Annotated in this window: 21 protein-coding genes; all 21 read left to right on the top strand. The window is 64.5% G+C overall.

The genetic code is table 11. From position 1 onward, the window contains the following. Positions 1-8: 8 nt before the first annotated feature. The 21 genes from purL (at position 9) to AC3QL3_RS17635 (ending at position 26,268) form a co-directional block, all read left to right on the top strand. Positions 9-3,932 carry a phosphoribosylformylglycinamidine synthase gene (purL, locus tag AC3QL3_RS17735; protein ID WP_492895418.1) on the top strand — a complete coding sequence of 1,308 codons (3,924 nt, stop codon included), beginning with the start codon at positions 9-11 and terminating at the stop codon, positions 3,930-3,932. Between the two features lie 86 nt (positions 3,933-4,018). Continuing rightward, the gene (locus AC3QL3_RS17730; protein WP_492895417.1) at positions 4,019-4,735 is read left to right on the top strand and encodes an exosortase H-associated membrane protein; all 717 of its coding nucleotides are present in this window, start codon (positions 4,019-4,021) and stop codon (positions 4,733-4,735) included. Positions 4,736-4,908: 173 nt separating this feature from the next. Beyond that, positions 4,909-6,654 (top strand): type II secretion system ATPase GspE, encoded by a 1,746-nt coding sequence (gspE, locus tag AC3QL3_RS17725; RefSeq protein ID WP_492895415.1) that lies wholly within the window; start codon positions 4,909-4,911, stop codon positions 6,652-6,654. A gap of 127 nt (positions 6,655-6,781) precedes the next feature. Continuing rightward, entirely contained in the window at positions 6,782-7,999 is a 1,218-nt protein-coding gene (gene gspF, locus AC3QL3_RS17720; RefSeq protein WP_492895414.1) for a type II secretion system inner membrane protein GspF, read from the top strand. Positions 8,000-8,052: 53 nt separating this feature from the next. Next, positions 8,053-8,478, top strand: a complete 426-nt coding sequence (gspG, locus tag AC3QL3_RS17715) for a type II secretion system major pseudopilin GspG (RefSeq protein WP_492895413.1) — start codon at positions 8,053-8,055, stop codon at positions 8,476-8,478. A 131-nt stretch (positions 8,479-8,609) separates the two neighbouring features. Continuing rightward, positions 8,610-9,026 carry a GspH/FimT family pseudopilin gene (locus AC3QL3_RS17710; RefSeq protein WP_492895412.1) on the top strand — a complete coding sequence of 139 codons (417 nt, stop codon included), beginning with the start codon at positions 8,610-8,612 and terminating at the stop codon, positions 9,024-9,026. A gap of 28 nt (positions 9,027-9,054) precedes the next feature. Further along, positions 9,055-9,687, top strand: coding sequence for a type IV pilus modification PilV family protein (locus tag AC3QL3_RS17705; RefSeq protein ID WP_492895410.1), 633 nt, complete (start codon positions 9,055-9,057; stop codon positions 9,685-9,687). Next, positions 9,684-10,403, top strand: a complete 720-nt coding sequence (locus AC3QL3_RS17700) for a prepilin-type N-terminal cleavage/methylation domain-containing protein (RefSeq protein WP_492895409.1) — start codon at positions 9,684-9,686, stop codon at positions 10,401-10,403. The genes AC3QL3_RS17705 and AC3QL3_RS17700 overlap by 4 nt, the downstream gene beginning before the upstream one ends. Continuing rightward, positions 10,400-11,425, top strand: coding sequence for a type II secretion system minor pseudopilin (locus AC3QL3_RS17695; protein ID WP_492895408.1), 1,026 nt, complete (start codon positions 10,400-10,402; stop codon positions 11,423-11,425). Before AC3QL3_RS17700 ends, AC3QL3_RS17695 begins: the two co-directional genes overlap by 4 nt. Continuing rightward, positions 11,426-12,946 (top strand): PilN domain-containing protein, encoded by a 1,521-nt coding sequence (locus AC3QL3_RS17690; protein WP_492895406.1) that lies wholly within the window; start codon positions 11,426-11,428, stop codon positions 12,944-12,946. After that, positions 12,936-13,559, top strand: coding sequence for a type II secretion system protein GspM (gspM, locus tag AC3QL3_RS17685; RefSeq protein ID WP_492895405.1), 624 nt, complete (start codon positions 12,936-12,938; stop codon positions 13,557-13,559). Before AC3QL3_RS17690 ends, gspM begins: the two co-directional genes overlap by 11 nt. Continuing rightward, on the top strand, positions 13,556-14,308 hold the full coding sequence (locus tag AC3QL3_RS17680) for a hypothetical protein (protein ID WP_492895404.1): 753 nt from the start codon (positions 13,556-13,558) through the stop codon (positions 14,306-14,308). The genes gspM and AC3QL3_RS17680 overlap by 4 nt, the downstream gene beginning before the upstream one ends. After that, entirely contained in the window at positions 14,308-16,707 is a 2,400-nt protein-coding gene (gene gspD, locus AC3QL3_RS17675) for a type II secretion system secretin GspD (protein ID WP_492895403.1), read from the top strand. The genes AC3QL3_RS17680 and gspD overlap by 1 nt, the downstream gene beginning before the upstream one ends. Then, positions 16,697-17,110, top strand: a complete 414-nt coding sequence (locus tag AC3QL3_RS17670; RefSeq protein WP_492895401.1) for a hypothetical protein — start codon at positions 16,697-16,699, stop codon at positions 17,108-17,110. The genes gspD and AC3QL3_RS17670 overlap by 11 nt, the downstream gene beginning before the upstream one ends. A gap of 177 nt (positions 17,111-17,287) precedes the next feature. Beyond that, the gene (locus AC3QL3_RS17665; protein ID WP_492895400.1) at positions 17,288-18,769 is read left to right on the top strand and encodes a hypothetical protein; all 1,482 of its coding nucleotides are present in this window, start codon (positions 17,288-17,290) and stop codon (positions 18,767-18,769) included. Between the two features lie 124 nt (positions 18,770-18,893). After that, positions 18,894-20,300, top strand: a complete 1,407-nt coding sequence (locus AC3QL3_RS17660; RefSeq protein ID WP_492895399.1) for a hypothetical protein — start codon at positions 18,894-18,896, stop codon at positions 20,298-20,300. A gap of 116 nt (positions 20,301-20,416) precedes the next feature. After that, positions 20,417-21,376, top strand: a complete 960-nt coding sequence (locus tag AC3QL3_RS17655) for a peptidylprolyl isomerase (RefSeq protein ID WP_492895397.1) — start codon at positions 20,417-20,419, stop codon at positions 21,374-21,376. A gap of 155 nt (positions 21,377-21,531) precedes the next feature. Further along, positions 21,532-22,302: an ABC transporter permease gene (locus AC3QL3_RS17650; RefSeq protein WP_492895395.1), complete on the top strand. Its 771-nt coding sequence runs from the start codon at positions 21,532-21,534 to the stop codon at positions 22,300-22,302. Further along, positions 22,299-23,504 carry an ABC transporter ATP-binding protein gene (locus tag AC3QL3_RS17645; protein ID WP_492895394.1) on the top strand — a complete coding sequence of 402 codons (1,206 nt, stop codon included), beginning with the start codon at positions 22,299-22,301 and terminating at the stop codon, positions 23,502-23,504. The genes AC3QL3_RS17650 and AC3QL3_RS17645 overlap by 4 nt, the downstream gene beginning before the upstream one ends. After that, complete coding sequence (locus AC3QL3_RS17640; protein WP_492895393.1) at positions 23,468-24,406, top strand: class I SAM-dependent methyltransferase; 939 nt, start codon at positions 23,468-23,470, stop codon at positions 24,404-24,406. Before AC3QL3_RS17645 ends, AC3QL3_RS17640 begins: the two co-directional genes overlap by 37 nt. After that, positions 24,403-26,268, top strand: a complete 1,866-nt coding sequence (locus tag AC3QL3_RS17635; RefSeq protein ID WP_492895392.1) for a hypothetical protein — start codon at positions 24,403-24,405, stop codon at positions 26,266-26,268. The genes AC3QL3_RS17640 and AC3QL3_RS17635 overlap by 4 nt, the downstream gene beginning before the upstream one ends. The last annotated feature ends 2 nt before the right edge of the window (positions 26,269-26,270 follow it).

Below are 26,270 nucleotides of genomic sequence, written 5' to 3'. Positions count from 1 at the left end.
CGAGCGCCATGATCGCCCTCGACGGCCTGCCTGCGCTGTCTCCGTTCCGTATCGACCGTCTCAACACCGAACTCGCGCGCGTGGCGCCCGATTGCACGGTACGCGCTGTCCGTTACGTCTACTTCGTCGACGCGGCCGATACCGCTGCGCTCGATCTGCCGCGTTTGTGCGAGGTGATCGAAGCCGAAGCGGGCGAGCCGCGCCCGGCGACCTTGTGGATTCTGCCGCGCCTGGGCACGCGTTCGCCCTGGTCGAGCAAGGCGACCGACATCCTGCAAGGCTGCGGTTTCGCCGTACGGCGCATCGAGCGCGGTCTCGCCTTCGATCTCGACGGTCTGCCCACCACCGACAACGCCGCCTGGCACGCCGTCGTGCGCGCCTTGCACGATCCGATGACGCAATCGGTGGCCCACACGCTCGATGCGGCCGCGCATCTGTTCGATGCCGGTGCGCCGGCGCCGCTGACGCGAGTCGAACTCGGCGCCGATGCGGCCGCCGCGCTCGCGCAAGCGAACGCACAGCTCGGCCTCGCGCTGGCTGACGACGAAATCGCTTATCTGGCCGAAAGCTACGCCGAACTTGGCCGTGCGCCGAGCGACGCCGAACTGATGATGTTCGCGCAGGCCAATTCCGAGCACTGCCGGCACAAGGTGTTCAACGCCTCGTTCACGCTCGACGGCGCAGCGCAGGCGAAATCGCTGTTCGCGATGATCAAGAACACGCATCAGCAATCGCCGGCGCACACGCTGTCGGCGTACCACGACAATGCCGCGGTGATCGCCGGCAGCGCAGCGCAGCGCTTCTTCGCCGATCCGGCCGACGCGACCTTCCGTCGCCACGGCGAAGACGTGCCGTTTGCGATCAAGGTCGAGACGCACAATCATCCGACTGCGATCTCGCCCTATCCGGGTGCTTCGACCGGCTCGGGCGGCGAGATTCGCGACGAGGGCGCCACCGGTCGCGGCGGCAAGCCGAAAGCGGGCCTGGTCGGTTTCACCGTTTCGCATCTGCGCATTCCGCAGCTGCCGCGGCCGTGGGAGCAGGAGCGGCCATTACCGCCGCGCTTCGCCAGCGCGTTCGAGATCATGCGCGACGGCCCGCTCGGCGGCGCCGCGTTCAACAACGAATTCGGCCGGCCCTGTCTGGGCGGTTACTTCCGCACCTTCGAGCAACCCGGCGCCACACCGCAGACGCGCAGCGGCTACGACAAGCCGATCATGATCGCCGGCGGCCTCGCCAATCTGCGCGCGACGCACGTCGACAAGCAGCGTTTGCAGGACGGAGACGCGGTGGTCGTGCTCGGCGGTCCGGCCATGCTGATCGGGCTCGGCGGCGGCGCCGCCTCGTCGATGGCAGGCGGCAGCAGCACCGAGCAGCTCGATTTCGCCTCGGTGCAGCGCGACAACCCGGAAATGCAGCGGCGTTGCCAGGAAGTCATCGACGCGTGCTGGGCGCGCGGCGAGAAAAATCCGATGGTTTCGGTGCACGACGTCGGCGCCGGCGGCTTGTCCAACGCGATTCCGGAACTCTTGAACGATTCCGGCGTCGGCGGCCGCATCGAGCTGCGCAAGATTCCGAGCGACGACGCGCAGCTGTCGCCGATGCAGATCTGGTGCAACGAATCGCAGGAGCGCTACGTGCTCGGCGTGCGCGCGACCGACCTCGCCGCGTTCGAAGCGATCTGCGCGCGCGAGCGCTGCCCGTTCGCCGTGGTCGGCCACGCCACCACCGAACGCCAGCTAGTGTTGGCCGATGCGCGCTTCCCGGCGCCCGATTCGCGGCACTTGCCGATCGATCTCCCGCTCGACGTGTTGTTCGGCAAGCCGCCGCGCATGCAGCGCGATGCACACCGCCGCGCTGCGCGCATCGATCTGGTGCCCGACATCGAAGGCATCGATCTCGACGAAGCGACGTTGCGCGTGCTGCGCCTGCCGGCGGTCGGCAGCAAGGCGTTCCTGGTCACGATCGGCGACCGCACCGTCGGCGGCTTGTGCTCACGCGATCCGATGGTCGGTCCGTGGCAGGTGCCGGTGGCCGATTGCGCGGTCACCATTGCCGATTTCGACGGCTACGCCGGCGAGGCGATGGCGATGGGCGAGCGCACGCCGCTGGCCCTGCTCGACGCTGCCGCGAGCGCGCGCATGGCGGTCGGCGAAGCTTTGACGAATCTGGCCGCGGCCGAGGTCAAACTCGACGAAGTGCGCCTGTCGGCGAACTGGATGGCGGCGGTCGGCGTCGACGGCGAGGACGCCGCTCTGTACGACGCGGTGCACGCGGTCGGCATGGAATTGTGCCCGGCGCTCGGCGTGTCGATTCCGGTCGGCAAGGATTCGCTGTCGATGCAGGTGCGCTGGCGCGAGCGCCCGTCGTCCGATCCTGCGAACCCGTCTCAGCCGCCTGCGGTCCCGTCGGCAGCGGTCGAGCAGCGCACGATTTCGCCGGTATCGCTGATCGTGTCCGCCTTCGCGCGCACGCTCGACGTGCGTCAGGCGTTGACGCCGCAACTCGTACTCGACCAGGGCGAGAGCGAGCTGTGGCTGCTCGATTTGGGCGCCGGCGCGAACCGTCTCGGCGGCTCGGCCCTGCTGCAGGTGTTCGGCCGCGACGGCGGTGCACCGCCCGATTTCGACGATCCGCAGCGATTTGCCAAGTTCTTCTCTGCGGTGCAGGCGGCGAATGCGCAGGGCCTGCTACTCGCCTATCACGACCGCAGCGACGGTGGTGCGATGGTCGCGGCGCTGGAGATGGCGTTTGCCGGGCATTGCGGTCTCGACCTCGAACTCGACGACTGGGCCGAACACGCGCTGGCGGCGCTGTTCTGCGAGGAACTCGGCGCGATCGTGCAGATCCGCAGCGGCGATCGTGAAGCGTTCCTCGCGCTGCTCGCCACGCACGGCGTGCGCGAACTCGCCCATCGCATCGGCGCGCCGAATGCGCGCATGCGCGTCAAGCTGCGCCTCGAAGGCAGCGTGGTGGCGAGCTGGAAGTGGGCCGACCTGATGCGCACCTGGTCGGAGACCAGCCATGCGATGCAGCAGCGGCGCGACAATCCGGCCACGGCGGACGAAGAGAATGCCTGGCGTTGCGACGACTGCGATCCGGGCATCGCGCCCGAACTCTGTTTCGATCCGACCGAGGATGTGGCCGCGCCGTTCATCGCGACCGGCGCACGTCCGCGCATCGCGATCCTGCGCGACCAGGGCGTCAACGGTCAGGTCGAAATGGCGGCGGCGTTCACGCGCGCCGGCTTCGAAGCGGTCGACGTGCACATGACCGACCTGCAGAGCGGCCGGCGCCGGTTGCAGGAATTCCGCGGCCTGGCCGCGTGCGGCGGTTTCAGCTACGGGGATGTGCTCGGCGCGGGACGCGGCTGGGCCGCGTCGATCCTCTACAACGAGCGCTTGCGCGAGCAATTCGCGACGTTCTTCGCCGATCTTTCGACATTCGCGCTCGGCGTCTGCAACGGCTGCCAGATGCTGGCGAGCCTGAAGGCGATCATCCCCGGCGCCGAGCACTGGCCGCGCTTCGTGCGCAATGCCAGCGAGCAGTACGAGGCGCGCCTGGTCACCTTGGAGGTGCTCGATTCGCCGTCGATCTTCTTCGCCGGCATGGCCGGTTCGCGCATTCCGGTCGCGGTCGCGCACGGCGAGGGTCGCACCGAGTTTGCCGACGGCACCGACGCGGCGCGCGCGATCGCCAGCGTGCGCTTCGTCGACAACTACGGCGAGGCGACCACGCGCTTCCCGCTCAATTCCAACGGCTCGGCCGACGGCCACGCCGGCTTCACCGCCGCGGACGGCCGTGTGACGATCTTGATGCCGCATCCCGAACGCGTATTCCGCAGCGCGCAGCTGAGCTGGCGGCCGCGCGAGTGGGGCGAAGATTCGCCGTGGATGCGCATGTTCCGCAACGCGCGCGTTTGGGTCGGGTGAGGCGGGAATTGGGGATTGGGGATTGGTGATTCGACAAAGAAGGCTGGTCCATCCAGGCAGTTTTCGCTGATCCCATCGAGGCCGTCATGGCAGATCTTTCACCAATCCCCAATCCCCAATCCCCAATCCCGGCTCCATCCCCCATCCGCGAGTTCGCGCTGAAGGCGCTGTTGTGGCTGCCGTTGTGCTTCGTGGTTTGGTTCTGGCTGGCGCCGTTGTGGGTGCAGCCGGCGGTGGCGATCGCGCGCGAGGTGCTGCTCGGCGTCTGGGGCGATCTGTTCACCGCGGTCGTGCAGGGAGCGGAGATTCTCGATGCGGGCGGCAAGGTGGTCGCCCGCGCCGGCTATCTGGTGCAATTGACGACGTCCGTCATGGTCACGGTTCCGGCTGGGCCGAACGGGCCCGGCGGCGTCGGCGTGCTGGAGCCGACCATCAACCCGATGGTCTATGCGTATTCGCTGCCGCTGTTCGCCGGCCTCGCCTTGGCGACGCCGCTGACGGTGCGGCGCCGGTTGTTGCAGATGCTGATCGCCTTCGTGCTGATTTGGATCGCGCAGGCCTGCGGCGTGATCGCCGAGAGCCTGAAGGTGCTCGCGTTCAATTCAGGCACCGAGGGCGCCGCGGCGGTCGCCCGTGCCGGGCTGGCGCCGAACGCGATCGCGTTCGCCTACCAGTTCGGTTATCTGATCCTGCCGGCGGTGGTGCCGGTGGCGCTGTGGATCGGGCTGAATCGCGCGTTCATCGAGGAACTGGTGCGGCGCGGGGAACCGGAAGGCGAAAACCGGGGTCAGAGCCAGGCCTGATCCATCGAGCGCCCTGTGCGGGGCCCGATCGAGCCAAAGTCAGAGGACTCCCATTGGGCCGGCCTTCGGTTGTCGTGAAGCGCCTCACGGGAGTGACGAAGTAAGTATTGAGAGGTGGCCGGCCGATTGTGGAACAATCGGTTTCCGCCCAATGAGCTAGGTGTCTGGGGAACATGGCCGCAGTCGCTCCACTCGAACAAGCCGCACCGCGGCACGTCGCCGAAGTTAGTCTCGACGACCGCATCTGCCAGTTCCTGGTCGCGCGCGGCCGCCTGAAAGAAACCGACCTGGTGCGCGGCCGCCGCCTGCACGAGGAGGATCCGGCCTCGGGCAGTCTGGTCTCGCTGTTGACCCGGCTCGGTCTGGTGTCCGAACGCGAGATGGCGGAAGCGGTGTCCGAGCTGCTCAAGCTGCCGCTGCTGTCGGCCAAGGAGTTCCCGGAGACGCCGCCGCAGAATGTGCAGACCTCGGTGCGCTTCCTCAAGCACCACCACATCTGCCCGATCGGCGAGAGCGAGCAGGACGTGACCGTGCTGGTGGCCGACCCGGCCGACGCGTTTCCGTTGCAGGCGCTCGGGCTCGCGACTGGCCGCGAGATCAAGCTGAACATCGGACTGCGCAGCGAAATCGACGACCTGATCGAGCGCTACTACGGCTCGGGCCGCTCGGCGATGGGCACGATCGTGGAGAACCTGACCGACGACAACAACCGCAGCGAGGACGACATCGAGCATCTGCGCGATCTCGCTTCGGAAGCGCCGGTCATTCGCTTGGTCAACCTCGTCATCCAGCGCGCGGTCGAGCAGCGCGCGTCGGATATTCACGTCGAGCCGTTCGAGAACCGCTTGAAGGTGCGCTACCGCATCGACGGCGTGCTGCACGAAGTGGAGTCGCCGCCGGCGGCGTCGACCGCGGCGGTGATCTCGCGTATCAAGATCATGGCCAAGCTGAACATCGCCGAGCGCCGCCTGCCGCAGGACGGCCGCATCATGATCCGCGTGCAGGGCAAGGAGCTCGACCTGCGCGTATCGACCGTGCCGACTGCGCACGGCGAATCGGTGGTCATGCGTATTCTCGATCGCGAAGCGGTCGTGTTCGACTTCCACACGCTCGGCTTCACCGATCAGTTCCTGCAGAAATTCCTCAACGTACTGGAGCTGCCGCACGGCATCATGCTGGTGACCGGCCCGACCGGTTCGGGCAAGACCACCACGCTGTACACGGCGCTGTCCAAGCTCAATACCGCCGACGTCAAGATCATCACGGTCGAGGACCCGGTCGAATACCAGATCGAGGGTATCAACCAGATCCAGGCCAAGGCGTCGATCGGACTCGACTTCTCGCACGCGCTGCGTTCGATCGTTCGACAAGATCCCGACATCATCATGATCGGCGAAATGCGCGATCTGGAAACCGCGAAGATCGCGATCCAGTCCGCGCTGACCGGTCACTTGGTGCTGTCGACCCTGCACACCAACAACGCCGCCGGCGGCATCACGCGTATGCTCGACATGGGCGTGGAAGACTATCTTCTGACCTCGACCGTCAACGGCATCCTGGCGCAGCGTCTGGTGCGTCGTCTCGATCTGCCCAATGCGCAGCGAGTCGAGGCGATGCCGGAGCTGATCAAGGAATACGAGCTGGAGAAGTTCACCGACGAACGCCCGATCCAGTTGTACAAGCCCGGCTCCAGCGTGGTGAATCCGACCGGCTACTACGGCCGTACCACGATCATGGAATTTCTGGTCATGTCGGACGCGATCCGCCGCCAGATCATGCAGCACGCCGGCATGGGCGACATCGAACAGCAGGCGCGCGCCGAAGGCATGCGCACGATGTTCGAGGACGGCTTGGTCAAGTCGCTGCAAGGCAGCACGACGATCGAGGAAGTGCTGCGCGTGACGTCGTCGGAAAACTGATGAAGCCGGGATTCGGGATTAGGGATTGGGGATTGCGAAAAGCGCGACGAGCGCAGTCCCCACGACCGGTCGCTGTCGGCCTTTGCCCTTCCCAATCCCCAATCCCTAATCCCCAATCCCAGCTCCAATGACTCTCTACTACTACAAAGCCGTCACGCCTTCCGGCGAAACGCTGGAAGGGCAGCTCGACGTCGGCACGCACGACGAAGCGATCGGCAAACTGCAGGACGCCGGCAACATTCCGCTCGAAGTGCGCGAGGCGGACGGCGGCGATTCGGCCAGCCTGTTCGCTTCGCTGTTCAAGCGCGCAACCTTGCGCGAAGCGCAGGTGGTGCAGTTCACCCAGCAGCTGGCGACCTTGCTCGGCGCCGGTCAGCCGCTCGATCGCGCCTTGCAGATCCTGCTCGATCTGCCCGAGACCGACAAAGCCAAGCGTATGCTCGAGCGCATCCGCGATCAGGTGCGCGGAGGCACGCCGCTGTCGGACGCGCTCGAGGCCGAGCACGGCAGCTTCTCGCGCCTGTACGTGAACATGGTGCGCGCCGGCGAGGCCGGCGGTTCGCTCGACGATACGCTAGCGCGTCTGGCCGACTATCTCGAGCGCAGCGCGCAGCTCAAGAGCAGCGTCATCAACGCGATGATCTACCCGGCGTTCCTGGTCGGCATGGTGCTGCTGTCGCTGATGGTGCTGCTGATCTACGTGGTGCCGCAGTTCGCGCCGATGTTCCAGGACATGAACATCGAGATGCCGCTGATCACCAAGATCGTGCTCGCGGTCGGTTCGACCTTGCAGAATTTCTGGTGGGCGATCATCGGATTGGTCGTTTTCGGCGCCGGCTGGCTGCGCCGGCAGATGGCCGACCCGGTGTCGCGACTGCGCATCGACGAACGCATCCTGAAGATGCGCGTCGTCGGCGACGTGATCCGCAAGATCGAAACCGCGCGCCTCGCGCGTACGCTGGGCACCTTGCTGAAGAACGGCGTGCCGTTGTTGAACGGCCTCACCGTCGCACGCAACGTGATGGGCAACACCGTGCTGGCCGAGGCGGTGTCCAACGCGAGCGAAGAGGTCAAGACCGGCGGCGGTCTCGGCTACGCGCTGACGCAGTCCAAGCGCTTTCCCAAGCTCGCGCTGCAGATGATCAGCGTCGGCGAGGAATCGGGCGAGCTCGACACGATGTTGCTGAAGGTGGCCGACACTTTCGACGTCGAGGTCAAGAACACGCTCGATCGTCTGCTCGCGGCGCTGGTGCCGGCGACGACGATCGTGATGACGGTGATCGTCGCGATGATCATGATGGCGATCGTGCTGCCGATCATGAACATCGCCGGCGCGGTGCAGTGATGGAACCGGGATTGGATGTTCGGGATTCGGGATTCGGAAAAGAGGAAACAGACATGAAAGCAAAGCGTACCCATCGCCTGCCGCGCGCGGCAGGCTTCAGCTTGATCGAAATGCTGGCGGTGATCGTGCTGATCGGCATCGTCGCCGGCATCGTCGTGCAGCAGGTCGGCAAGAACGTCGACAAGGGCAAGTACGGCTCGGGCAAGGCGCAGGTGCAAGCGCTGTCGGGCAAGATCGAGGCGTACTCGCTCGACAACGGCTCGCCGCCGGCGCGGCTGGAAGATCTGATCACCAAGCCCGGCAACGCGTCGAACTGGCAGGGTCCGTATGCGAAGGAATCGGATCTGAAGGATCCGTTCGGCCATCCGTTCCAATACAAGTCGCCCGGCGAACACGGCGATTTCGACATCGTCTTCCTCGGCAAGGACGGCCAGGCCGGCGGCGATGGTGTGAGTCTGGATTACGGTAACTGGCAATGACAGGCCGGGATTCGGGATTGGGGATTGGGGATTCGGCAGAGCGCACCGCTCTGCCGGTTTCCCGCTTTTCCCAATCCCCAATCCCAAATCTCCAATCGCGGCTTTCCCGCGGCTTCACCCTGATCGAACTGATGGCCGTGATCGTGCTGCTCGCGATCGCGCTGACCGCGGTGACGTTCTCGTTCTCCAAGAGCCTGCAAAGCGCGAAGATCCGCGGCGCCAGCCGCGATCTGGTCGCGGCATTGCGCTACACGCGCGGCCAAGCGATCGTGAAGGGCAAGCAGACCGTGCTGATGCTCGATCTCGACAGCAATTCCTACAGCGCTCCCGGCAAGGGGGCGGTCAAGCTGCCCAAGGGCATGAACCTGCGCCTGACCACGGCGGAGACCGAGGTCACCAGCGGCAACACCGGCGGCATTCGCTTCTTCCCGGACGGCAGCTCGACCGGCGGCCACATCTCCGTTTTCCAGGGCCAGCGCGAGTGGCGCGTCAACGTCGCCTGGTTGACCGGCGAAATCGCGCTCGACGAAGCGCCGGAACCGAACTAGCCGCGATCCGCGCGGTCCACTCACTCCGATGAATCGTCAGCGCCCCCCCACCAATGCGCGCCGCATGCGCGGCTTCAGCCTGATCGAGATGGTCGCGGCGTTTCTCGTCTTCGCGATCGGCATCGGCGTGTTGATGCAGGTGCTGGCGGGTTCGATGCGCAATACGCGGCAGTCGTCGGACTACACGATGGCGGCATTGTGGGCGCAGTCGAAACTCGATGCGGTCGGCGTCGGCGAGCAGATCGAGTCGGGCCGCAGCAGCGGCCGCTTCGACGACGTCTACTCGTGGGAGCTCGACGTCCAGCTGGTGGACGCGAGCGCGATCGAACCGCCACCGCAGCCGAGCTTGAACGCCGGCAATCAAATCGGCACGCAGCAGAACGGGCGACAGAACGCGCAGCAGAACGGCCGCATGTCGGTCGCGAACGCCGGTCTCGGCGGCGGCATGCAGGCGACGCCGTTCGATCTGTACCAGGTCGACTTGACCGTCTATTGGGGCGGCCGTTTCGGCGGCCGTCCGCGCACGGCGACCTTCAGCACGCTGCGCTCGCAGAATCCCGATCCGAACGGCGGCATGCAGGGAGTCGGGCTCAATCAACGATCGGGCTTGAGTCAGCGGCCCGGCACGAACAACCAGCGCTTCGGCGGAGGAACGCGATGAGATCGCGCATCACGCCCGCGCGCGGCTTCACCTTGCTCGAGGTGATGCTGGCGATCATGCTCCTGGCCTTGCTCTTGGCCGGCACCTACGGCGCGATCCGCACGGCGGTCAACGCGACCCACTCGGGCGAGTTGGTGATCGACCGCGTCAATCGTCTGCGTGTCGCACAGGAATTCCTGCGCCGGCAGATCAGCCGCATCATGCCGCTGTCGTTCGGCACCGACGAAGGCAACAACACCAACATCGTGTTCGAGGGTAACGGCAAATCGATGCGCTTCGTCGCACCGATGCCCGGCTATCTGTCCAAGGGCGGCGCCTACGTGCAGACGCTGGAGTTCGTCGGCAGCCGTCGCGGCGGCCGTCAGCTGATGTTCGGCAACGAGATGCTGAACGGCTTCGACCCGGAGCAGAAAGCAAACGAACCGGTGCTCCTGCTCGACGAGATCGCCGATGGCCATTTCGAATACCGCACGCTCGATGAGAACGGCGAGCTGACCGACTGGCTCGACGAATGGGAGGATCCGAGCGTGACGCCGATGATGGTGCGAGTGGTCGTGCGTATGCGCCCGGAGGCGCACGTGGAATTTCCGGAAATGGACATTCCGCTGATGCTCGACGTCGGTGCGATGCGCAGCGCGCAGCCCGGCCAGACGATGCGTGGTGTCGGTTTGCAGACGGGTTCGGGCGGGATGCGCTCGCGGAGGCCGGGACAATGATTGGCAGCTCGGCCAACGTCTGCTCGACGCCTATCGCCGTGCGGCGTTACGGAGTCGCGAAATTCGCGCCGACACGTACGCGCGGAGTCGCCTTCGTGCTGGTGCTGTGGGTGATCGCGATGCTGGCGATTCTGCTCGGCAGCTTCTCGCTCATCGCGCGCACCGAGAATCTGCAAGCGCGGCATATGTTCGACACCACCCAGGCGCGCTACGCCGCCGAGGCCGGGCTGAATCTGGCCGTGTACGAATTGCGCAAGACCGATCCGGTGGAGCGCTGGGTCGGCGACGGCCGGCCGTACCGGTTCGCCTTCGGCGAGGCCGAAATCGAAGTTCAGATCACCGACGAGTCGGGCAAGATCGATCTCAATTCCGTCTGCCAAAGCGGCATGCCCAATCTCGGCGCGAATTCCAATCCGGGCGGGCAGGCGGCCGGCCTCGGATTGATCATCAACCTGCTCGTTTCGCGCGGCGGCGCGCCGTTGGAGCAAGCGGAGTCGATCGGCGCGGCGATCGTCGACTGGTGCGATCAGGACGACCTGGCCCAGCCCAACGGCGCCGAAATCGCCGACTACAAGTCCGCCGGTCTGTCCTACGGGCCGAAGAATGCGCCGTTCGACACGGTGTCGGAGCTGCAGCAGGTGCTCGGCATGAACTACGACCTGTTTTCCAAGGTCGAGCCGGCGCTGACGATCTACTCCGGCCGGTCCGGGGCGAATGTCGGCTCCGCGCCGCTGGAGGTGCTGCAGGCGATGTATCCGGACGTGCCGCCGGAGCAGCTGCAGCAGCTGATCCAGATGCGCCAGTCGATGTCGCCGGAAGACCTGGCCGGGGCCGGCCTGACCCTGCCCGATGGGACCCCGCTCATGGCGGGCGGCGGAGGGCTCACGTATAGTGTGAAGTCCCGTGCGAAGTTGCCGAACGGCGCCAGCACGACCCTGGATGCGACCATTCGCATGGGTGGAGTCGGTACGAGCGGAAGGCCGTATTCGATTCTGCGCTGGCGCGATGGGGAAGCCTCTTAAGTGAATCCTGCCCTCGACAGACAACTTGCGCGTCTGCGGACGCGCCTTGCCAAGACGCCGCTGCCGGGCTTTTTCGCCTGGTGGGGTCGGGAGCTGCTCGCCTGCCTGCCGGAACGCTGGCGCAAAGTGCTGTCGGAGCGCTCCGAATCGCTGCTGCTGGATCTGCGCAGCGACGAGATCGTGGTTTGGCGCGAGCACGCCAACGACATCCGCGAGTACGCGCGCATCCGTCGCGACCTGCCGGCCGAGGCGCAGCTGGCCGAGTTCCAACGTCTGCGCACGGCGATCGCCGATCCGATGGTGCGCACGGTGTTCTGCATTCCGGCCGAGCGCGTGCTGACGCGTAAGCTGGGCCTGCCGGCCGCCGCCGAAGACAATCTGCGCCAGGTGCTGTCGTTCGAGATGGATCGGCAGACGCCGTTCAAGGCCGACCAGGTGTATTTCGACAGCCGCGTCTTGGGTCGCGACAGCAGCGGCCGCAATGCGCAGGTCGAGCTGGTGCTGATTCCGCGCACCCAGCTCGATCAGGAACTGTCCGCGCTGCCGGCCGGCGCCGCCGACCTCGACGGCGTCGACAGCTGGAGCGGCGAGCCCGGCAGCGCACGCCGCCACGCCAACCTGTTGCCGCCGGAGCGGCGCGCACGGCGGCGCGACATGCGTCTGCCGTTGAATCTCGGCCTCGCCGCGTTGGCGGTGATTCTGCTCGTGGTCAACATGAACGAGTCGCTGGCCAATCGCGCCGCGGCGGTCGAGGCGATGCGCGCGGAAGTCGACAAGGCCGGCACCGAAGCCAAACAGGTCGCCGCGCTGCGCAAGACGCTGGCCGATTCGATTTCCGGCGCGAACTTCCTGACCGATCGCAAGCGCAAGGGACCGCTGACGGTGGCGCTGCTCAACGACCTGACCGAGCGCGTGCCGGAAGACACCTATCTCGAGCGCTTGCAGATCGAGAACAAACAAGTCCAGCTGCAGGGGCAGGGTCAGGAAGCGGCCAAGCTGATCGCCTTGCTCGCCGCGTCGCCGTGCCTGGGCAATCCCGGTTTCCAGGGACAGGTACAGCCGGACGCGCGCACCGGCAAGGAGCGCTTCCAGATCAATGCGGAATTGAAGGAATGCGATCCGGCCCCGGCGCCGAAATCCGCCGCGGTGGCGAAGGACGCCGCCGCCAAGCCGGGCGAGGACAAGAAGACCGACAAAAACGCCAAGGCCGACAAAGCCGAGGCATCCAAGTCGCCCGCGCATGGCGGCAATGAGGCAGCCGCCAAGTCGGCCGACAAGGCCGCAGCGAAGCCGACCGAAAAGCCCAAGACCGTGCTCGACGTACCGGCGCGCAACGATCGCACCCAACCGGCAGCCCCCGGTGCGGCCGACGGCAAGAACCATCCCGCACCGACGCAGGCACCCGCAACGAGTCGGGCGCCGACGAGTCGCCCCGTTCCGGGCAAGGGCGAGGTAAACAAGCAAACCGGACCGGCCAAGGCCGAGCCGAGCAAGGACGCGGAGGTCAAGCGTGAAGACTAGCCGCTTCCAGCCCAAGGACGGCCGCCTCCTCGCCGTCACCCTGCTCGCGATTGTCTTGTTGCTGGTCTATCTGATCGGCGTGCATTGGTGGTTCGTCGCGCCGCAGCTGCAGTTCCGCGCCGACATGCAGGATCTGCGTGAGCAACAGCTGCGCTTTCGCCAGACCACGGCCGAAAAACCGGAGATCGAGAAGCGGCTGAGTGAGGTCAAGGACTATGAGCAGGGCAACCAAGCCTTTCTCTCCGAAGCGGATGCGAACGCGGCCTCGGCTGCGTTGATCCAGCGCCTCAATCAATCGCTGAAGGATCACGCCAAAGACGAGAAGCGCTGCCAGAGCGTCGGCACGCAGAACTTCAGCGGCGCCGACGATGAAATCTACAAGCGCGTCACCGTGCAGGCGCGGCTGAAGTGCGACCTCGAACCGTTTGCGGCGATCCTTTACGATCTCGAGAACGGGAAGCCTTACCTGTTCGTCGATCAGGTGATGATCTACAAGCAGCAGAGCTATACGCCGCCGGGCGCGAAGACGGTGGCGAGTCCGCTCGACGTGCGCTTCAACCTGTCCGGCTACCTGCGTCAGGCCGGCGGCAAGGCGGCGAAGGGCAGCAAATGAACGTACGCACCGCCCGTCTTCTCACCCAAGCCTTGGCCGGTACCTGCGGCGTGCTGGCCTTGCTCGCAGTCGTCCAATACGCCGGCTTCGGCCGCGGCTACAGCTGGGCCGACAGCGAAGGCGAAGCCAGCCACGCCCAGATCGGCACGATCGACAGCAAGCCGGTGACGATACCGGCCGCTTCCGCGTTCGCCAGCATCGAAGCGCACCCGTTGTTCAACGAGGATCGTGAGCCGACGCCGGTCAGCGCCGACGAAGGCAGCGACAGCGATGCGCCGCCGCAGAGTCCGTTGAACATCGCGCTGACCGGCGTGATCCTCGACGCCGCCAACAACGTGCGCATCGCGATGGTGCAGGACAAGGCGCGGAACCAAGCGGTCGCGTTGCGGGTCGGAATGCCGCTGGAGGGCGAACAGGCGAGTTGGACCCTGGTCGACGTCAAGCCGCGCGGCGTGGTGTTCAAGAGCGCCGCCAACGAAACTACCGAAGTGTTGCTGGAAACCTCGGTGGCCCAGCCACCGCCGCCCAAGCCGGCGCCGCGTGTGCCGGCGAGACCCGTTGCGGGCGGCAAGGCGACACCGGCACAGCCGGGCAAAACCGATCCTGGCGCCAAGGCCGGCGCCAAAAACGACGCAGCCAACAGCAGCGCCGACCTCGCGCGCCGCATCGACGAGCGGCGCCGCCAGATGCGCGAAGAGGCGGAGCGTCTGCGCAACGGCGGGGGCAACTCCGCGACCGAGAAGAAGTGATGGAGAGCTACGTGCGATCGAGAACCACGATATTCCTGAGCGCCCTCGGCCTCGCACTGCTGGCCGGCTGCGCCACGCCGGCCAAGAAAGAGGAGAAGCGCGACAACAGCGACATCCTCACCGCGGACACAATCCTGAAGCCGGCGCCACCGCTGAAAGTGGACGATACCGTCAGCGGCATCTCGGTTAGCCCGGACGTGAAGGCGAACCGGCCGCCGGCCAAGCCCGAGGTCGACATCGGCACGGCCAAGTTCGTCAACCCGCAACCGGCGCCGCGCGCGCCGAGCGGCGAAGGCCAGGTCACGTTCAATTTCGAGAATCAGCCGGTGCAGGCGGTGGTCAAGGCGATCCTCGGCGACATGCTGCAGGAGAACTACACGATCGCGCCGAACGTGGGCGGCAACGTGACCTATTCGACTTCCAGACCGATCCGGCGCGAAGACGCGCTGCCAGTGCTCGAGATGCTGCTGTCATGGACGGGCAACGCGCTGGTGCGCGAGGGCAACCGCTACACCGTACTGCAGGCCAAGGACGCCATTCCCGGCAAGCTGACACCACGCGTCGGCGCCAGCGAGCAGCCCGGCTACGGCCTGCGCATCTTTCCGCTCAAGTACATCTCGGCGAGCGAGACGGCCAAGCTACTCAAACCCTACGCGAAAGCCGATGCGTTCGTGCAGATCGACCCGAACCGCAGCCTGCTGGTACTCGCAGGTACGCCGAGCGAGCTCGACAACTACCAGCGCACCATCGACACCTTCGACGTCGATTGGATGAAGGGCATGTCAATCGGCGTGTTCACTCTGCAGCACGTCGAAGTCGGCAAGATGATTCCCGACTTGCAGAAGCTGTTTGGCACCGAGGGCGAATCGCCGCTCGCCGGTATGTTCCGCTTCATGCCGATCGAAGCGACCAATTCGATCGTCGCGATCACGCCGCAGCCGGCGTATCTGAAGCAGGCGGAAGAGTGGCTGTACCGGCTTGATCGCGGCGGTGCGGAGAACGCGCAGCAGCTCTACATCTACAACGTCAAGAATTTGAAGGCGCCGGATCTCGCCGACTATCTCAGCGAAATCTTCCTAGGCACCTCCGGCGGGGCGCGACGCAGTTCGACGTCGGGCAAGGTCGGGCAGGGACTTCGCTCCACTTCGCTGGGCAGTCGCGGCGGCATCGGCGGCAGCAATAGCAACAACAGCCTCAATTACGGCAGCTCGTTGCGCCCGCAGTCGAATCAGGAAAAGTCGGCACCGGTCACTCCGCCGGCCACCGGCGGTACGGCGACTGCGGCGGGAGGGTCCGGAAAGCGTGAGACCGATCTTCGTATTTCGGCGATCGAAGAAACCAATCAGCTGATGATCATGGCCCAGGCATTCGAATGGGAGCAGATCCAGGCAGCGATCCGCCGGCTCGATACGGTGCCTCTGCAAGTGCAGATTGAGGCGCGTGTGCTCGAAGTCGTTTTGACGGGGGATTTGCAGTACGGCGTGCAGTGGTGGCTGGGGAATCAGATGACCGGGCCTAATGGCGGGCGGTATTACAATCCGCGGACGGCCGGCAATCCAGAAGGAAGCCGATATCAGTATCCCAATCCCTACAATCGCTCGGGTAGTACCTTGGGCACAAAAGGTCCCGGTTCTGACAGCGCAAGTTTCTTTTATTCGTTCTTGAATAGTAAATTTCAAGTCCAACTCAGCGCGCTTGAGACAAGTGGTGTAGCGAAGAATCTCTCGGCACCATCCCTGGTTGTTAACAACAATCAGGAAGCCGCGATTAGCGTAGGTCAACAAATTCCGATTCAGCAGGTTTCGTATACTGGATTGAACAATAACGGCACGCAGAACAATTTCAGCGGGTTGTCGAGTGTGCAGTACCTCGACACCGGTGTGAAGTTACAAGTCAAACCGCGTGTAAACCCCGGTGGCTTGATCTTTCTCGATATCAGCCAGGAAGTGAGTAATCCAGGGCCGCTACCGTCGGGATCTGCAGCGGGCGCCAATCCACCTATTCTTCAGCGTCAGTTGGAGACGCAGGTGACGGTGCAGAGCGGGCAGACTCTTTTGTTGGGCGGCATGATCCAAGATAGTCGAACGAACAGCGACTCTGGCATACCGCTTATCAACAAGGTGCCAGGTCTCCGAAATTTGTTCGGTCAGACAAAGGAACACAAGGATCGGACAGAGCTGATCGTGTTGATTACGCCACGCGTCATCAACAACAGCGACGAAGGAACGCAGATGACACTGGACTACAGCAAGCAGTTTGAATCGCTGGCGCCGCTGCGCGTGAGGGAAGGGGCGTCGTCGCAACCCGCGCAGCCGCAATCACCCGCGCCGGCACCCGCACGAACTTACCCGATCCCGGAAGCCGCCAAGCCACAAGAGGACCAGCCGCGTGACCACTAAGCCGTTCAAGTTCTGCGCGGCGCTCGCGCTCGCTGCCGTACTCGGCGCCGTCGCCGGCTGCACCGACAAGTCGAGCCCGGACAATATCGACCGGCGTTCCGTGGAGCGTTGGAACTATCTGATCGCGCGCCAGGGCGAGAAGGCCTACGACTATCTCACCCCGGGTTTTCGCCAAACCAAGACGCGAGAGGACTACGCGGCGTCGATGAACAACCGCCCGGTGCGCTGGAAGGTGGCGAAGTTCAATCGGAAGGAGTGCGAGGCGGACAACTGCAAGGTCTTCGTCGACGTGACCTACTCGGTGACCCTGCCTGGCGCCACGACGGTTCCGGCCGAGGTGACGACCACTCAAAACGAAACCTGGATCCTCACCGATGGGGATTGGTACTTCCTTCCTAAGTAACTGAATTCGTTGCCGGAATTGAGGAGTGAGGAGAGGGATTGCGTGTCCGTTTCCTTTGCCTTAACATGGCGGCGCTGTTGCCTAACCTCGCCCTTGCCCTCGAGGCATGCGTTCCATCATCGGAGCGAGGTTGGCGGTAAAGCAAAAAGCCCTGTGGTCAAATTTAGGAGTGTTGCGATGAAGAGAAACAGCTTGACGACTGCCGTCGTCGCCGGTATCGCCGGCGTCGCTGGTTTCGCGGGCCTGGCGAATGCCGTCGACCTCAACCCCGATGGTCTCGGTCAGGTTCTTATCTATCCGTACTACACCGTCAACAAGGGTCAGGACACCATGCTGTCCGTGGTCAATACCACGGATGTCGGCAAGGCGGTCAAGGTTCGCTTCCTCGAGGCTTACAACAGCCGCGAAGTGCTCGACTTCAACCTGTTCCTGTCCGCGCACGACGTTTGGACTGCGGTCATCACGCAGCCGGATCACGCCGACACCGGCGGCGCCGTGGTGAAGACGGCCGACAAGAGCTGTACCTATCCGCCGTTCCCGGCCAGTGGCCAGGTCGCGTTCCGTAAGAACGCGTACGCGGGTGGCGCTCCGGCTCCGTTCAACGCGCCGGACGACGGCCCGCAGAACATCGAGCGTACGCGTGAAGGCTACTTCGAGATCATCTCGATGGGCGATATCCGTCCGGGTAGCGCGACCGAAGGTCGCATCACGCACGACCAGGAAAGCCCGTACGAGCCGAATGCCGGCACGCCCCCGGGTTGCGGTCAGATCACCAACGGTAACGTTTCCGGCGATCTCGATGCTCCGACGAGCGGTCTGTTCGGCTCGGCTGCGGTCATCAATGGTCAGGAAGGCACGTTCTTCGGCTACAACGCCGACGCGATCGACGGCTTCACCGCCATTCCGATCTACTCGGGTTCGTCCGCTCTGGAACCGTCGCTGCAGCAGGCCAACTCGGATGAAGCGACCGGCGGTGTTGCGCGCGCTTACCTCTTCATCAGTGGTCAGCTGTTGATCGCCGACTACGCGAAGGGCGAAGACGCGGTCAGCGCGGTGTACATGTCCGACGCTCTGTACAACGAGTACCTCGTTGGCGGCGGCATCGGTGCGAGCTCCGACTGGGTGGTCACCTTCCCGACCAAGCGTTACTACGTCGACGGTGCGATCTACGCTGGCGTTCCGTTCCCGCCGTTCGAGAGCGCGTTCACCGGCACGTCGAACATCCGCGTCGGTATCAACCTGTACGATCAGGAAGAAGGCTTCACGACGCAGCCGGACGACTTCTCGCCGCCGGTCGTCGATGCGCCGAGCTCGCTGCGTTACGAAGTCAACATCATCAGCTTCATCAATGATGCGACGACGGGCGAAGTGTCGGGCGTGTTCGGTTCGGTGTTGAACTCGAACATCCCGCCGATCGCTTCCGCGGGCTGGCTGAAGCTCGACCTGACGGGCGGTACCCACTACCTGGATACGGGTATCAGCCCGACCCAGGGTGCGGTCACCCTGTACGGTCTGCCGGCCACCGGCTTCTACGGCTACAACGTCATCAACGCGAACCCGGAGAACAACCCGGATCGTCTCGCCAACTACGGCGGTCTGTTCCGTCACCGCGCGAGCCGTTCCTGCTCGGCGGCGACCGCGGGCGGCGCTTGCTCGTAAGTGGGATGATGTAACTGGTGTTACCGAGGGGGCCGCAAGGCCCCCTTTTTTTTTATGGCCTGTGCGAAGCGCCTCAGAATCACCCTAAGTCTTCGATATGGCAAAGCAATCAAGGAAGGCTATAATGCAGCGTTCGCCCTATTCGCTTGGAAATCCAATGCTCGCTCCCATTTCGCGTCGCTTGATTCCGGCCGCCGCCCTGGCGCTGTCCGTAATCAGTTCGTCTGCCGTCGCGCAGGTCACCGTCCGCATGACGACGGCTCAGTCCACCAATTGCGTAGCCACCACCGACGGACAAGGCCTGCAGCTGGTTCCGGGCAGCACGGATCTTCAAGCCACCGGCGTAACGCTCGCTGGAAATGGCTGCGGCACTTCGGGTGCCGACTTCCAGGCCGCGCTGAGCGTTCCTCAGCAAGTTACCGTCGGTTCTCCGGCGACGGTCACCTGGTCGGCTGGGCAGCCAGCGACGCTGTGCACCTACGGCGGAACCGCCGGACTTTCTGGTTGGCCGGTCGGCACCACGGCGTGTCAAGGCGCGCAGTGCGCGACGGCGCACACGGTGCAAGTCACGCCGGCTACGGCGGGTAACTACAATCTCAGCGTCACCTGCACGAACGACAGCGGTTTCAAGCAAGGTTCGTTGGTCGCCGTCGGCGCCCCGACGCGGCCGCAACCCGACAACTTCCTGTTGAGCGCGACCCCGGCACAGCCTGCCGTCAACGTTCCGTTCAACGTCAGCTGGAATGTATCGGGCGCCACGAGCTGCACCGGCACGGCATCGCTGGGCGGCGCGCCTCTGGCAACGTTGACGGGGTGGACCGCGACGACGCCGGGCACCACGGTCTCGCGTTCCGTCACCGCCTCGCAGGCGGGTACGTATACGCTCAAGCTCGTGTGCGAAAACTCGGTCGGTTCGACGTCGAGTCAAGATCTGATCGTCGACGTCACCGACGGAAGCGTCGGCTCCTGCACGAGCGGAACGCTGACGCGCGCAGTTCGCAGCGACATCGTCTATCCGTCTGGCGACGGCGGCAGCGGTCAGATCAACAACATGCCGACGCGCCGCGCGGTGGATCTCACCTTGTTCGAGAACATTTGGGGTCACTTCACTTCCACCGATGCCACCAAGGCATGGCCGGGCTACTCCGGTTCGTTCCCGGTGATGAAGACGTTCGGCCGCAATCAGTTCCTGGCAGCGAAGTTCCACGTGCCTTCTGGTGTTGCCTCTTCGGCCTCCGGCCAATTCACTCATGCCAACTACTTCGGCGGACCGGCGCTCACGATGTCGATCAGCCCCAATTGCGGTGACTTCAGCGCAGGCAGCTCCGCCTGCTTGGTGGAAGGAGTTGTCGCTGGTAGAACGATGATCAGCTGGAAGACCATACAGCAGGCTGGGCGTTGTCAACTCGCCCCCAACACCGACTACTACCTCAACGTGAAGTTGACCGATCCGGCTGCGAGCGACCCCAACTGCACCTCCAGCAATTGCGTATTCGGAGCTGCAGTCAGCTTGCACAACATCGCCAACTGACGACATTGCGACCCCGCCTTCTCGCGAGAGGCGGCGGGGTTCGTACCGGGAACCATTCGACGCTCCCGCATTTCCAATGCGGGAGCGCGTCATTTTAGAAACTGGAGTAATGCTTGATGTCGTCCATGCGATCGTCTGCATGCGCGGGTCTTCTCGCGGCCGCGATTTTCAGTCTGTCCAATCCCGCGAATGCTCAAGGTTCGATTGGGCCGAGCACGACGGTCGCCAAGCAAGGCGACAACATCGTCACGCTGGCCGACATCGACGCTTTCGCGGCACGCATGCCAGAGAACGAGCGGCCGGGATTCTTCGACAGCCCCAAGCGGCTGGAGTCGGTGATTCTCAATCTTCTCGTGCAGAAGCAGCTGGCTGCGGATGCGCGTGCGGCGGGATTGGAAAAGGATCCGGGCGTCCAGAATCAGATCGCGCTCGCGACCGACGACGTGCTCGGGAAAGTGGAGCTGCAGCACTTCAAGGACAACATCAAGATTCCGGACTTCAACGCGCTTGCGCGGGAAGACTACATCGGGCACAAAGATAAATACCTGATTCCCGAGACGCTCAACGTCAAGCACGTCCTCATTTCAACGAAGTCGCACAGCGAAGACGAAGCCAAGGCCCTCGCGGCCACGGTCGAGAAAGAGGCCAAGGCCAAGCCGGATCAATTCGACGCTTTGATCGAGAAGTACTCCGAAGACCCGAGCAAAGAGAAGAACCAGGGTCTGATGAAGGATGCGGGCAGCACTAAGTACGTGCCCGAGTTCTCGCAAGCGTCCAAGGCGCTCAAGCGGCCAGGGGAGATCTCGCCCGTGGTCAAGACCGAATACGGGTTTCACGTGATCCGTCTGGTGGACCGTACCGATGCTCGTCAACGCAGTTTCGACGAAGCGCGACCGGAAATCCTCCAGCGCTTGCGCTCGGAATTCGTCGACAAGACGGTGAGGAACCACACCGATACGATGCGCAATCGTCCGTTGGACGCCAATGCAGCGCTCGTCGAATCCCTGCGTACCCGCTACGGCGCGGTTCCTACGCCGGCGCAGGCAGAAGAGAAGGCCGCCGCCGGAGGAAAGTGATTTCCTCGTTGCGGCTCAAGCGACGTGACTCTGATCTTGACGGATGCACGAACGAATCGCGTCGCTGTGGCATGCCATTCCCGTAATGGGAGAATCCTCGATGCGAATGCATTTGCCTCGTCGAGACCGGACCACTCCACACCGACGGTCGACCGATGTCCAATATCGCGTTGACGCTTCGCTTCATCCGGCGCGAGCTGCGCAGCCGTTTCGCCGGTAGCTTTTCCGGCGGCTTGTGGCTGCTACTGCAGCCCTTGCTGCAGCTCGCGATCACCAGTTTTGTCTTCATGCACGTGTTCAAGGCGAGGGTTCCGGGCGCCGACGCGCCCGCGTACATTCCGTTCCTTGCGGTGGCGTTCTGGCCTTGGACGGCTTTCTCCGACGCCGTGCTGCGATCCACCACGGCGATTCAAGACAATGCGGCACTGATCGGCAAAGTCGCCTTGCCGCGAGAAATTCTCGTCGTCGCTACCGCGGCAACGAGCTTCACGATTCACTTCGTCGGTTTCGCGGCGGTCATGCTGGTGCTGGCGGCGATCGGTTACGGAATCGCGCTGCAATTTCTCCCGGTCGCCTTCTTGCTGTACCTGCCACTGTTCGCACTAACGCTCGGATGCGCCTTGATCTGCGCGGCAATCCAGGTGTTCGTGCGCGATCTGGTTCAGGTCCTCGGCCAGGTCCTGCCGCTCCTCATGTTCACGGCGCCCGTCTACTACGACCGAGCCCTGCTGCCGGAGCGCTTTCGCAGCCTCATCGACTTCAATCCGTTCACCTTCTACGCAGAATCGTTTCGTGCGCTGCTGCTCGACTACGGCCGTTTCGATTACCGGCATCTCGGCATAGCGCTCCTCGTCGGCATCGTCGTCTTGTTTGTGGGCCATCGGCTGTTTCGACGGCTCGACCCGCATTTCGAGGACTTCCTGTGAGCGAGCTACTGGTCGAAGCGCGTGGGCTCGGCAAGGCGTATCCGAAAGTGCATCGCAACGCCGACCGCCTGCGTTCGCTTGGCCGTCTGCTGCTGGGAAGCGGGAATCCGGAACGCATCAGCGTGCTGCACGACATCGATCTCGAAATCCGTCGTGGCGAGTCGCTTGGTCTTATCGGCGAGAATGGCGCCGGCAAATCGACCCTGCTCAAGCTGATCGCCGGCGTGCTGACGCCGACCGCCGGCACGGTCCGCGTCAACGGTGAATTTGGCGCTTTGCTCGAACTGGGAGCCGGCTTCCATCCGCAGTACAGCGGTCGCGACAACGTGGAGATGGCGGCAGCGCTGCACGGGCTCGCCGGTCCCGAGCTGCGCGAGCGGCTGCCCGAAATCATCGAATTCGCCGACATCGGCGACTACATCGACGAGCCGGTCAAGCACTACTCCTCCGGCATGGTCGTGCGACTGGGGTTCGCGGTAATCGCGTCGCTGAAACCCGATCTGCTCGTTACCGATGAGGTACTCGCGGTCGGCGACGAGTCGTTCCAGAAGAAATGCGTGCAATGGATCGAGAACTATCTCGCCGGCGGCGGCACGCTGATCCTCGTTTCGCACAGCATGTACCATGTGCAGAAGCTTTGCCGCCATGCGTGTTGGCTGCGCGGCGGGGAGATCGCGATGTCGGGCGACGTGTTCGACGTGACACAGGCTTACCTCGCCTACCACGAGCGCAAATCGGCGCCTGCACCGGAACGGCGCGAAGTCGCTCAGGCCGGGGTCGAGTTCTGCGTGCTCAGCGTGGAGTTGAACGGCAGCGAATCGGAACAGGCGCTGATGCTCGAGGCCGGTGACGCCCTGCGCGTGCGCGTGCGCCTGCGGTCTCGCGACGGCCGCGTGCCTTGTGTCATGGTCGGCATCGTGCGCGCCGACGGCACGCCGGTTTACGGCGTCAGCACTGAAATCGACGGCCGAGAACCGCAACGCGCTGCCGATGGCGACTACGTGTGCGAACTCGAATTCGACGATCTCGCTCTGCTGCCGGGCAGCTACGGCATACGCATCCATCCGATGGACACCGAGGGCGTGCGCATATTCGACACGGTGGAGCGCGGCGTGATCATCCGCGGTGCCTCGCGCGAATTCGGCTTGGTCCGTCTCGCGCATCGATGGAACGACCTGAAGACAGGGGAGTGGGCGCCATGAGCGATGCGCCGCTGCCGTTCACCGGCGAGCGTTTCACCCCCGAATGCGTGCGCGAAATCTGGTACGAGCATTGGCATCGCTACGCCTTCGCGCGCAGCCTTGCCGGCGGCAAGCGTGTGCTGGATGCCGCCTGCGGCGAGGGTTACGGGTCGGCCTTGCTGGCGGACGTCGCCGCCGAGGTGGTCGGCGTGGATATCGCCGCCGATGCGATTGCCCACGCGCGCTCCCGCTACGGCGAGAAGCCTCGCTTGCGCTTCGAGCGTGCCGACGCGACGGCGTTGCCGTTTTCTCCGAACGCCTTCGACCTGGTCGTCTCGTTCGAAACGCTGGAGCACCTCGCCGCGCAGGAAGAGCTGCTGGACGGGTTTGCGCGCGTGCTTTCCGATGACGGTGTCCTGCTCATTTCCTCGCCGGACAAGCGCACCTACAGCGAACTCGCCGGCTTCCGCAACGAATTCCACGTGCGCGAACTGTATCGGGACGAGCTCTTGGCGCTGCTGCAGCGCCATTTCCCGCAAGTTCGCCTGTTCGGGCAAAAGCTGTTGTTCCATTCCGCGGTATGGGCAATGGAATCGCCTCTGGCTAATAGCGAAACCTGGACCGCGCAGCAGCATGGCGAGGTCGTCGCCGGCCTCGAGCACGCGCCGCTGTACTACATCGCCGTGTGCGCGAAACGAGAATTGCCGGCGCTGCCCGAGCTTTCGCTGTTCGGCGATCGCGAGGAATCGGTGTATGCGCACTACAATCACGAAATCCGCAAGAACATGAGCGCCGGCGCTCGCATTGCCGAGCTCGAAGCCGAAGTTGCGCAATTGCGCGCCGACGCAACGGCGCGCCCTCCACAGACCGAATATGCCCCCCGCGACCGATCCTGGTGGCGCCGCAAACCGTCAAAAGAATGAGCACCGAACTCAACTACAAGATCGACTACGGCAACATTCCGGCCGTGTCGCAACCGCCGCGGCCGAACCCGAACGCGCCGCTGTACGCGTCTGAAGACGGCGTCGTCGCGTCGCTGTCCAACAACGAGTGCATTTTCCAGGTCAAACGCAGCGGCGATACGCACGTGATGACCTTTCAGGTGCTGCAGGCGCTCGACCAGAGCCGCGAATTCCGCACACTGGATGAACACGTCGCGCGCGTGATCGCGTCAGTACCGGGACTGCAGACGCAGCGCGATGGCGTCACGCGCGTGTTCGAAGGCCTGATCGCGCGCGGTTTGCTCGTGTCCGACAGCGATTTCCTCACGCGTCTTGCTCGCTCGGCCGTGCGTGAGCCGGCGCCGCTACGTGCGGTATTCATTCGCGCCTGCGATCGCCCGGCCCAGCTCGAGCACCTGCTCGGTTCGCTGGCCGACTACGAGCGCCGTTTCCGCGCCAATCGACATTACGTTCTGCTCGACGACTCGACCTCACGCGAAGCGGCGAACCGCCATCGCGACCTGCTGCGCGAGTTTGCGCGCTCCTCCGGCTGCAAGCTCACCTACGTCGGCAGCTCCGAACGAGAGCGCTTGCTCGCGCGTCTCGCACGCGCCGTACCGGCTGCCGCAGCAGTCCTTCCGCACCTTTTGGGAGGAACCCGCGACGGCGGCCGTTTCGGCGGAGGCGCCGGCTGGAATCTCGCCCTGTTGCTTTCGGCCGGCGCGCGTCTGGCCTTGTTCGACGACGACCATCGCCTGCCTTTGCGCCGCCCCGAGCAGGCACGCAGCGGTCTCGACCCCAACCCTTTGGCGCGCGCGAGCACGCAGTTCTACCGCAATGTCGAGAATGCGCTCGGTGCCGGCGAGGAGGTCGATGCGGACCCGTTCGAGTTGCATCTCGCGGCGGTGGGAAGCCCGCTCGGCGCGTTGACGGGCAGAGCCGACTATGCGATCGAACGCAACGCGCTGCGCGGCCTTTCTCTCAGCCGGCTCGATCACCTCGACGGCGATGCGCCGATTCTCACCACCCACCAGGGCAGCTACGGCAGCTCACGTACCGAATCGGGCACCTGGCTGTACCAGCTTCCAGCGGAAGAGCGCGCCGAATTCGTGCGCGACCGCGACAGCTATTTGCGCAACGTCGAACTCGGCAGCATCTGGTACGGATGCCGCCAGGCGCGGGCGTCGGCCGCGGCCACTTTCACGCCGTTCGCCTTCGACAACAGCGTGCTGCTGCCGTGCACGAACCCGGTCGGGCGCGGCGAGGATGCCCTGTTCTCGCAGATCGTTCGATTGTGTCATTCGAAGGCACTGACGCTAGAGCTGCCGGTCGCCGTCGGCCACGTGCAGGAAACGCAACGCAAACGCTCGATCAGAACGCTGGCCGCGCATACGCCGCGCTTCAACTACTTCGTCAGCGACTTCGTGCAGCGCCAACTGTCGGACTTCTATGCCGAGGCGCCGGCCGAGCGCCTGCAGCTCCTGGCCGCGCACTTGCGCGACATCGGAGCCGCGAGCGAGAGCGGGCGTTTGCTTCAGCTGCGCGAGTATCTGGCCTACGCGCGCGCCGATCTGGTCGAACGCCTGCAGCAGCAATACGACGGTGCCCAGGACGCGCCGGTGTATTGGCAGGCCGACGTGCGCTCGATCATCGAATCGAATGGCCGCGCGCTGATCGCAAAAGCGCCGCCGCGGCTGGGTGACTGGAGCGAGACAGCGGACCACAGCGCCTGCGCGACCTTGCTGCGCAACGAAACGCGACAGCTGGCCGATGCTTTCGAAGCCTGGCCGGCCTTGTGGGAATACTCTCGCGATCAGGGTGAACGTTTGCTCGGCGCGGTTTGAGC

The sequence above is a fragment of the Dokdonella sp. GW821-FHT11D02 genome (genome assembly GCF_058808595.1).
This window is presented reverse-complemented; position numbering and strand designations above follow the sequence as displayed.

Coding starts and splice junctions, on each gene's coding strand:
- purL (WP_492895418.1), top strand. CDS start 9: ATGATCGCCCTCGACGGCCTGCCTGCGCTGTCTCCGTTCCGTATCGAC.
- AC3QL3_RS17730 (WP_492895417.1), top strand. CDS start 4,019: ATGGCAGATCTTTCACCAATCCCCAATCCCCAATCCCCAATCCCGGCT.
- gspE (WP_492895415.1), top strand. CDS start 4,909: ATGGCCGCAGTCGCTCCACTCGAACAAGCCGCACCGCGGCACGTCGCC.
- gspF (WP_492895414.1), top strand. CDS start 6,782: ATGACTCTCTACTACTACAAAGCCGTCACGCCTTCCGGCGAAACGCTG.
- gspG (WP_492895413.1), top strand. CDS start 8,053: ATGAAAGCAAAGCGTACCCATCGCCTGCCGCGCGCGGCAGGCTTCAGC.
- AC3QL3_RS17710 (WP_492895412.1), top strand. CDS start 8,610: ATGGCCGTGATCGTGCTGCTCGCGATCGCGCTGACCGCGGTGACGTTC.
- AC3QL3_RS17705 (WP_492895410.1), top strand. CDS start 9,055: ATGAATCGTCAGCGCCCCCCCACCAATGCGCGCCGCATGCGCGGCTTC.
- AC3QL3_RS17700 (WP_492895409.1), top strand. CDS start 9,684: ATGAGATCGCGCATCACGCCCGCGCGCGGCTTCACCTTGCTCGAGGTG.
- AC3QL3_RS17695 (WP_492895408.1), top strand. CDS start 10,400: ATGATTGGCAGCTCGGCCAACGTCTGCTCGACGCCTATCGCCGTGCGG.
- AC3QL3_RS17680 (WP_492895404.1), top strand. CDS start 13,556: ATGAACGTACGCACCGCCCGTCTTCTCACCCAAGCCTTGGCCGGTACC.
- gspD (WP_492895403.1), top strand. CDS start 14,308: ATGGAGAGCTACGTGCGATCGAGAACCACGATATTCCTGAGCGCCCTC.
- AC3QL3_RS17665 (WP_492895400.1), top strand. CDS start 17,288: ATGAAGAGAAACAGCTTGACGACTGCCGTCGTCGCCGGTATCGCCGGC.
- AC3QL3_RS17660 (WP_492895399.1), top strand. CDS start 18,894: ATGCAGCGTTCGCCCTATTCGCTTGGAAATCCAATGCTCGCTCCCATT.
- AC3QL3_RS17655 (WP_492895397.1), top strand. CDS start 20,417: ATGTCGTCCATGCGATCGTCTGCATGCGCGGGTCTTCTCGCGGCCGCG.
- AC3QL3_RS17650 (WP_492895395.1), top strand. CDS start 21,532: ATGTCCAATATCGCGTTGACGCTTCGCTTCATCCGGCGCGAGCTGCGC.
- AC3QL3_RS17640 (WP_492895393.1), top strand. CDS start 23,468: ATGGAACGACCTGAAGACAGGGGAGTGGGCGCCATGAGCGATGCGCCG.
- AC3QL3_RS17635 (WP_492895392.1), top strand. CDS start 24,403: ATGAGCACCGAACTCAACTACAAGATCGACTACGGCAACATTCCGGCC.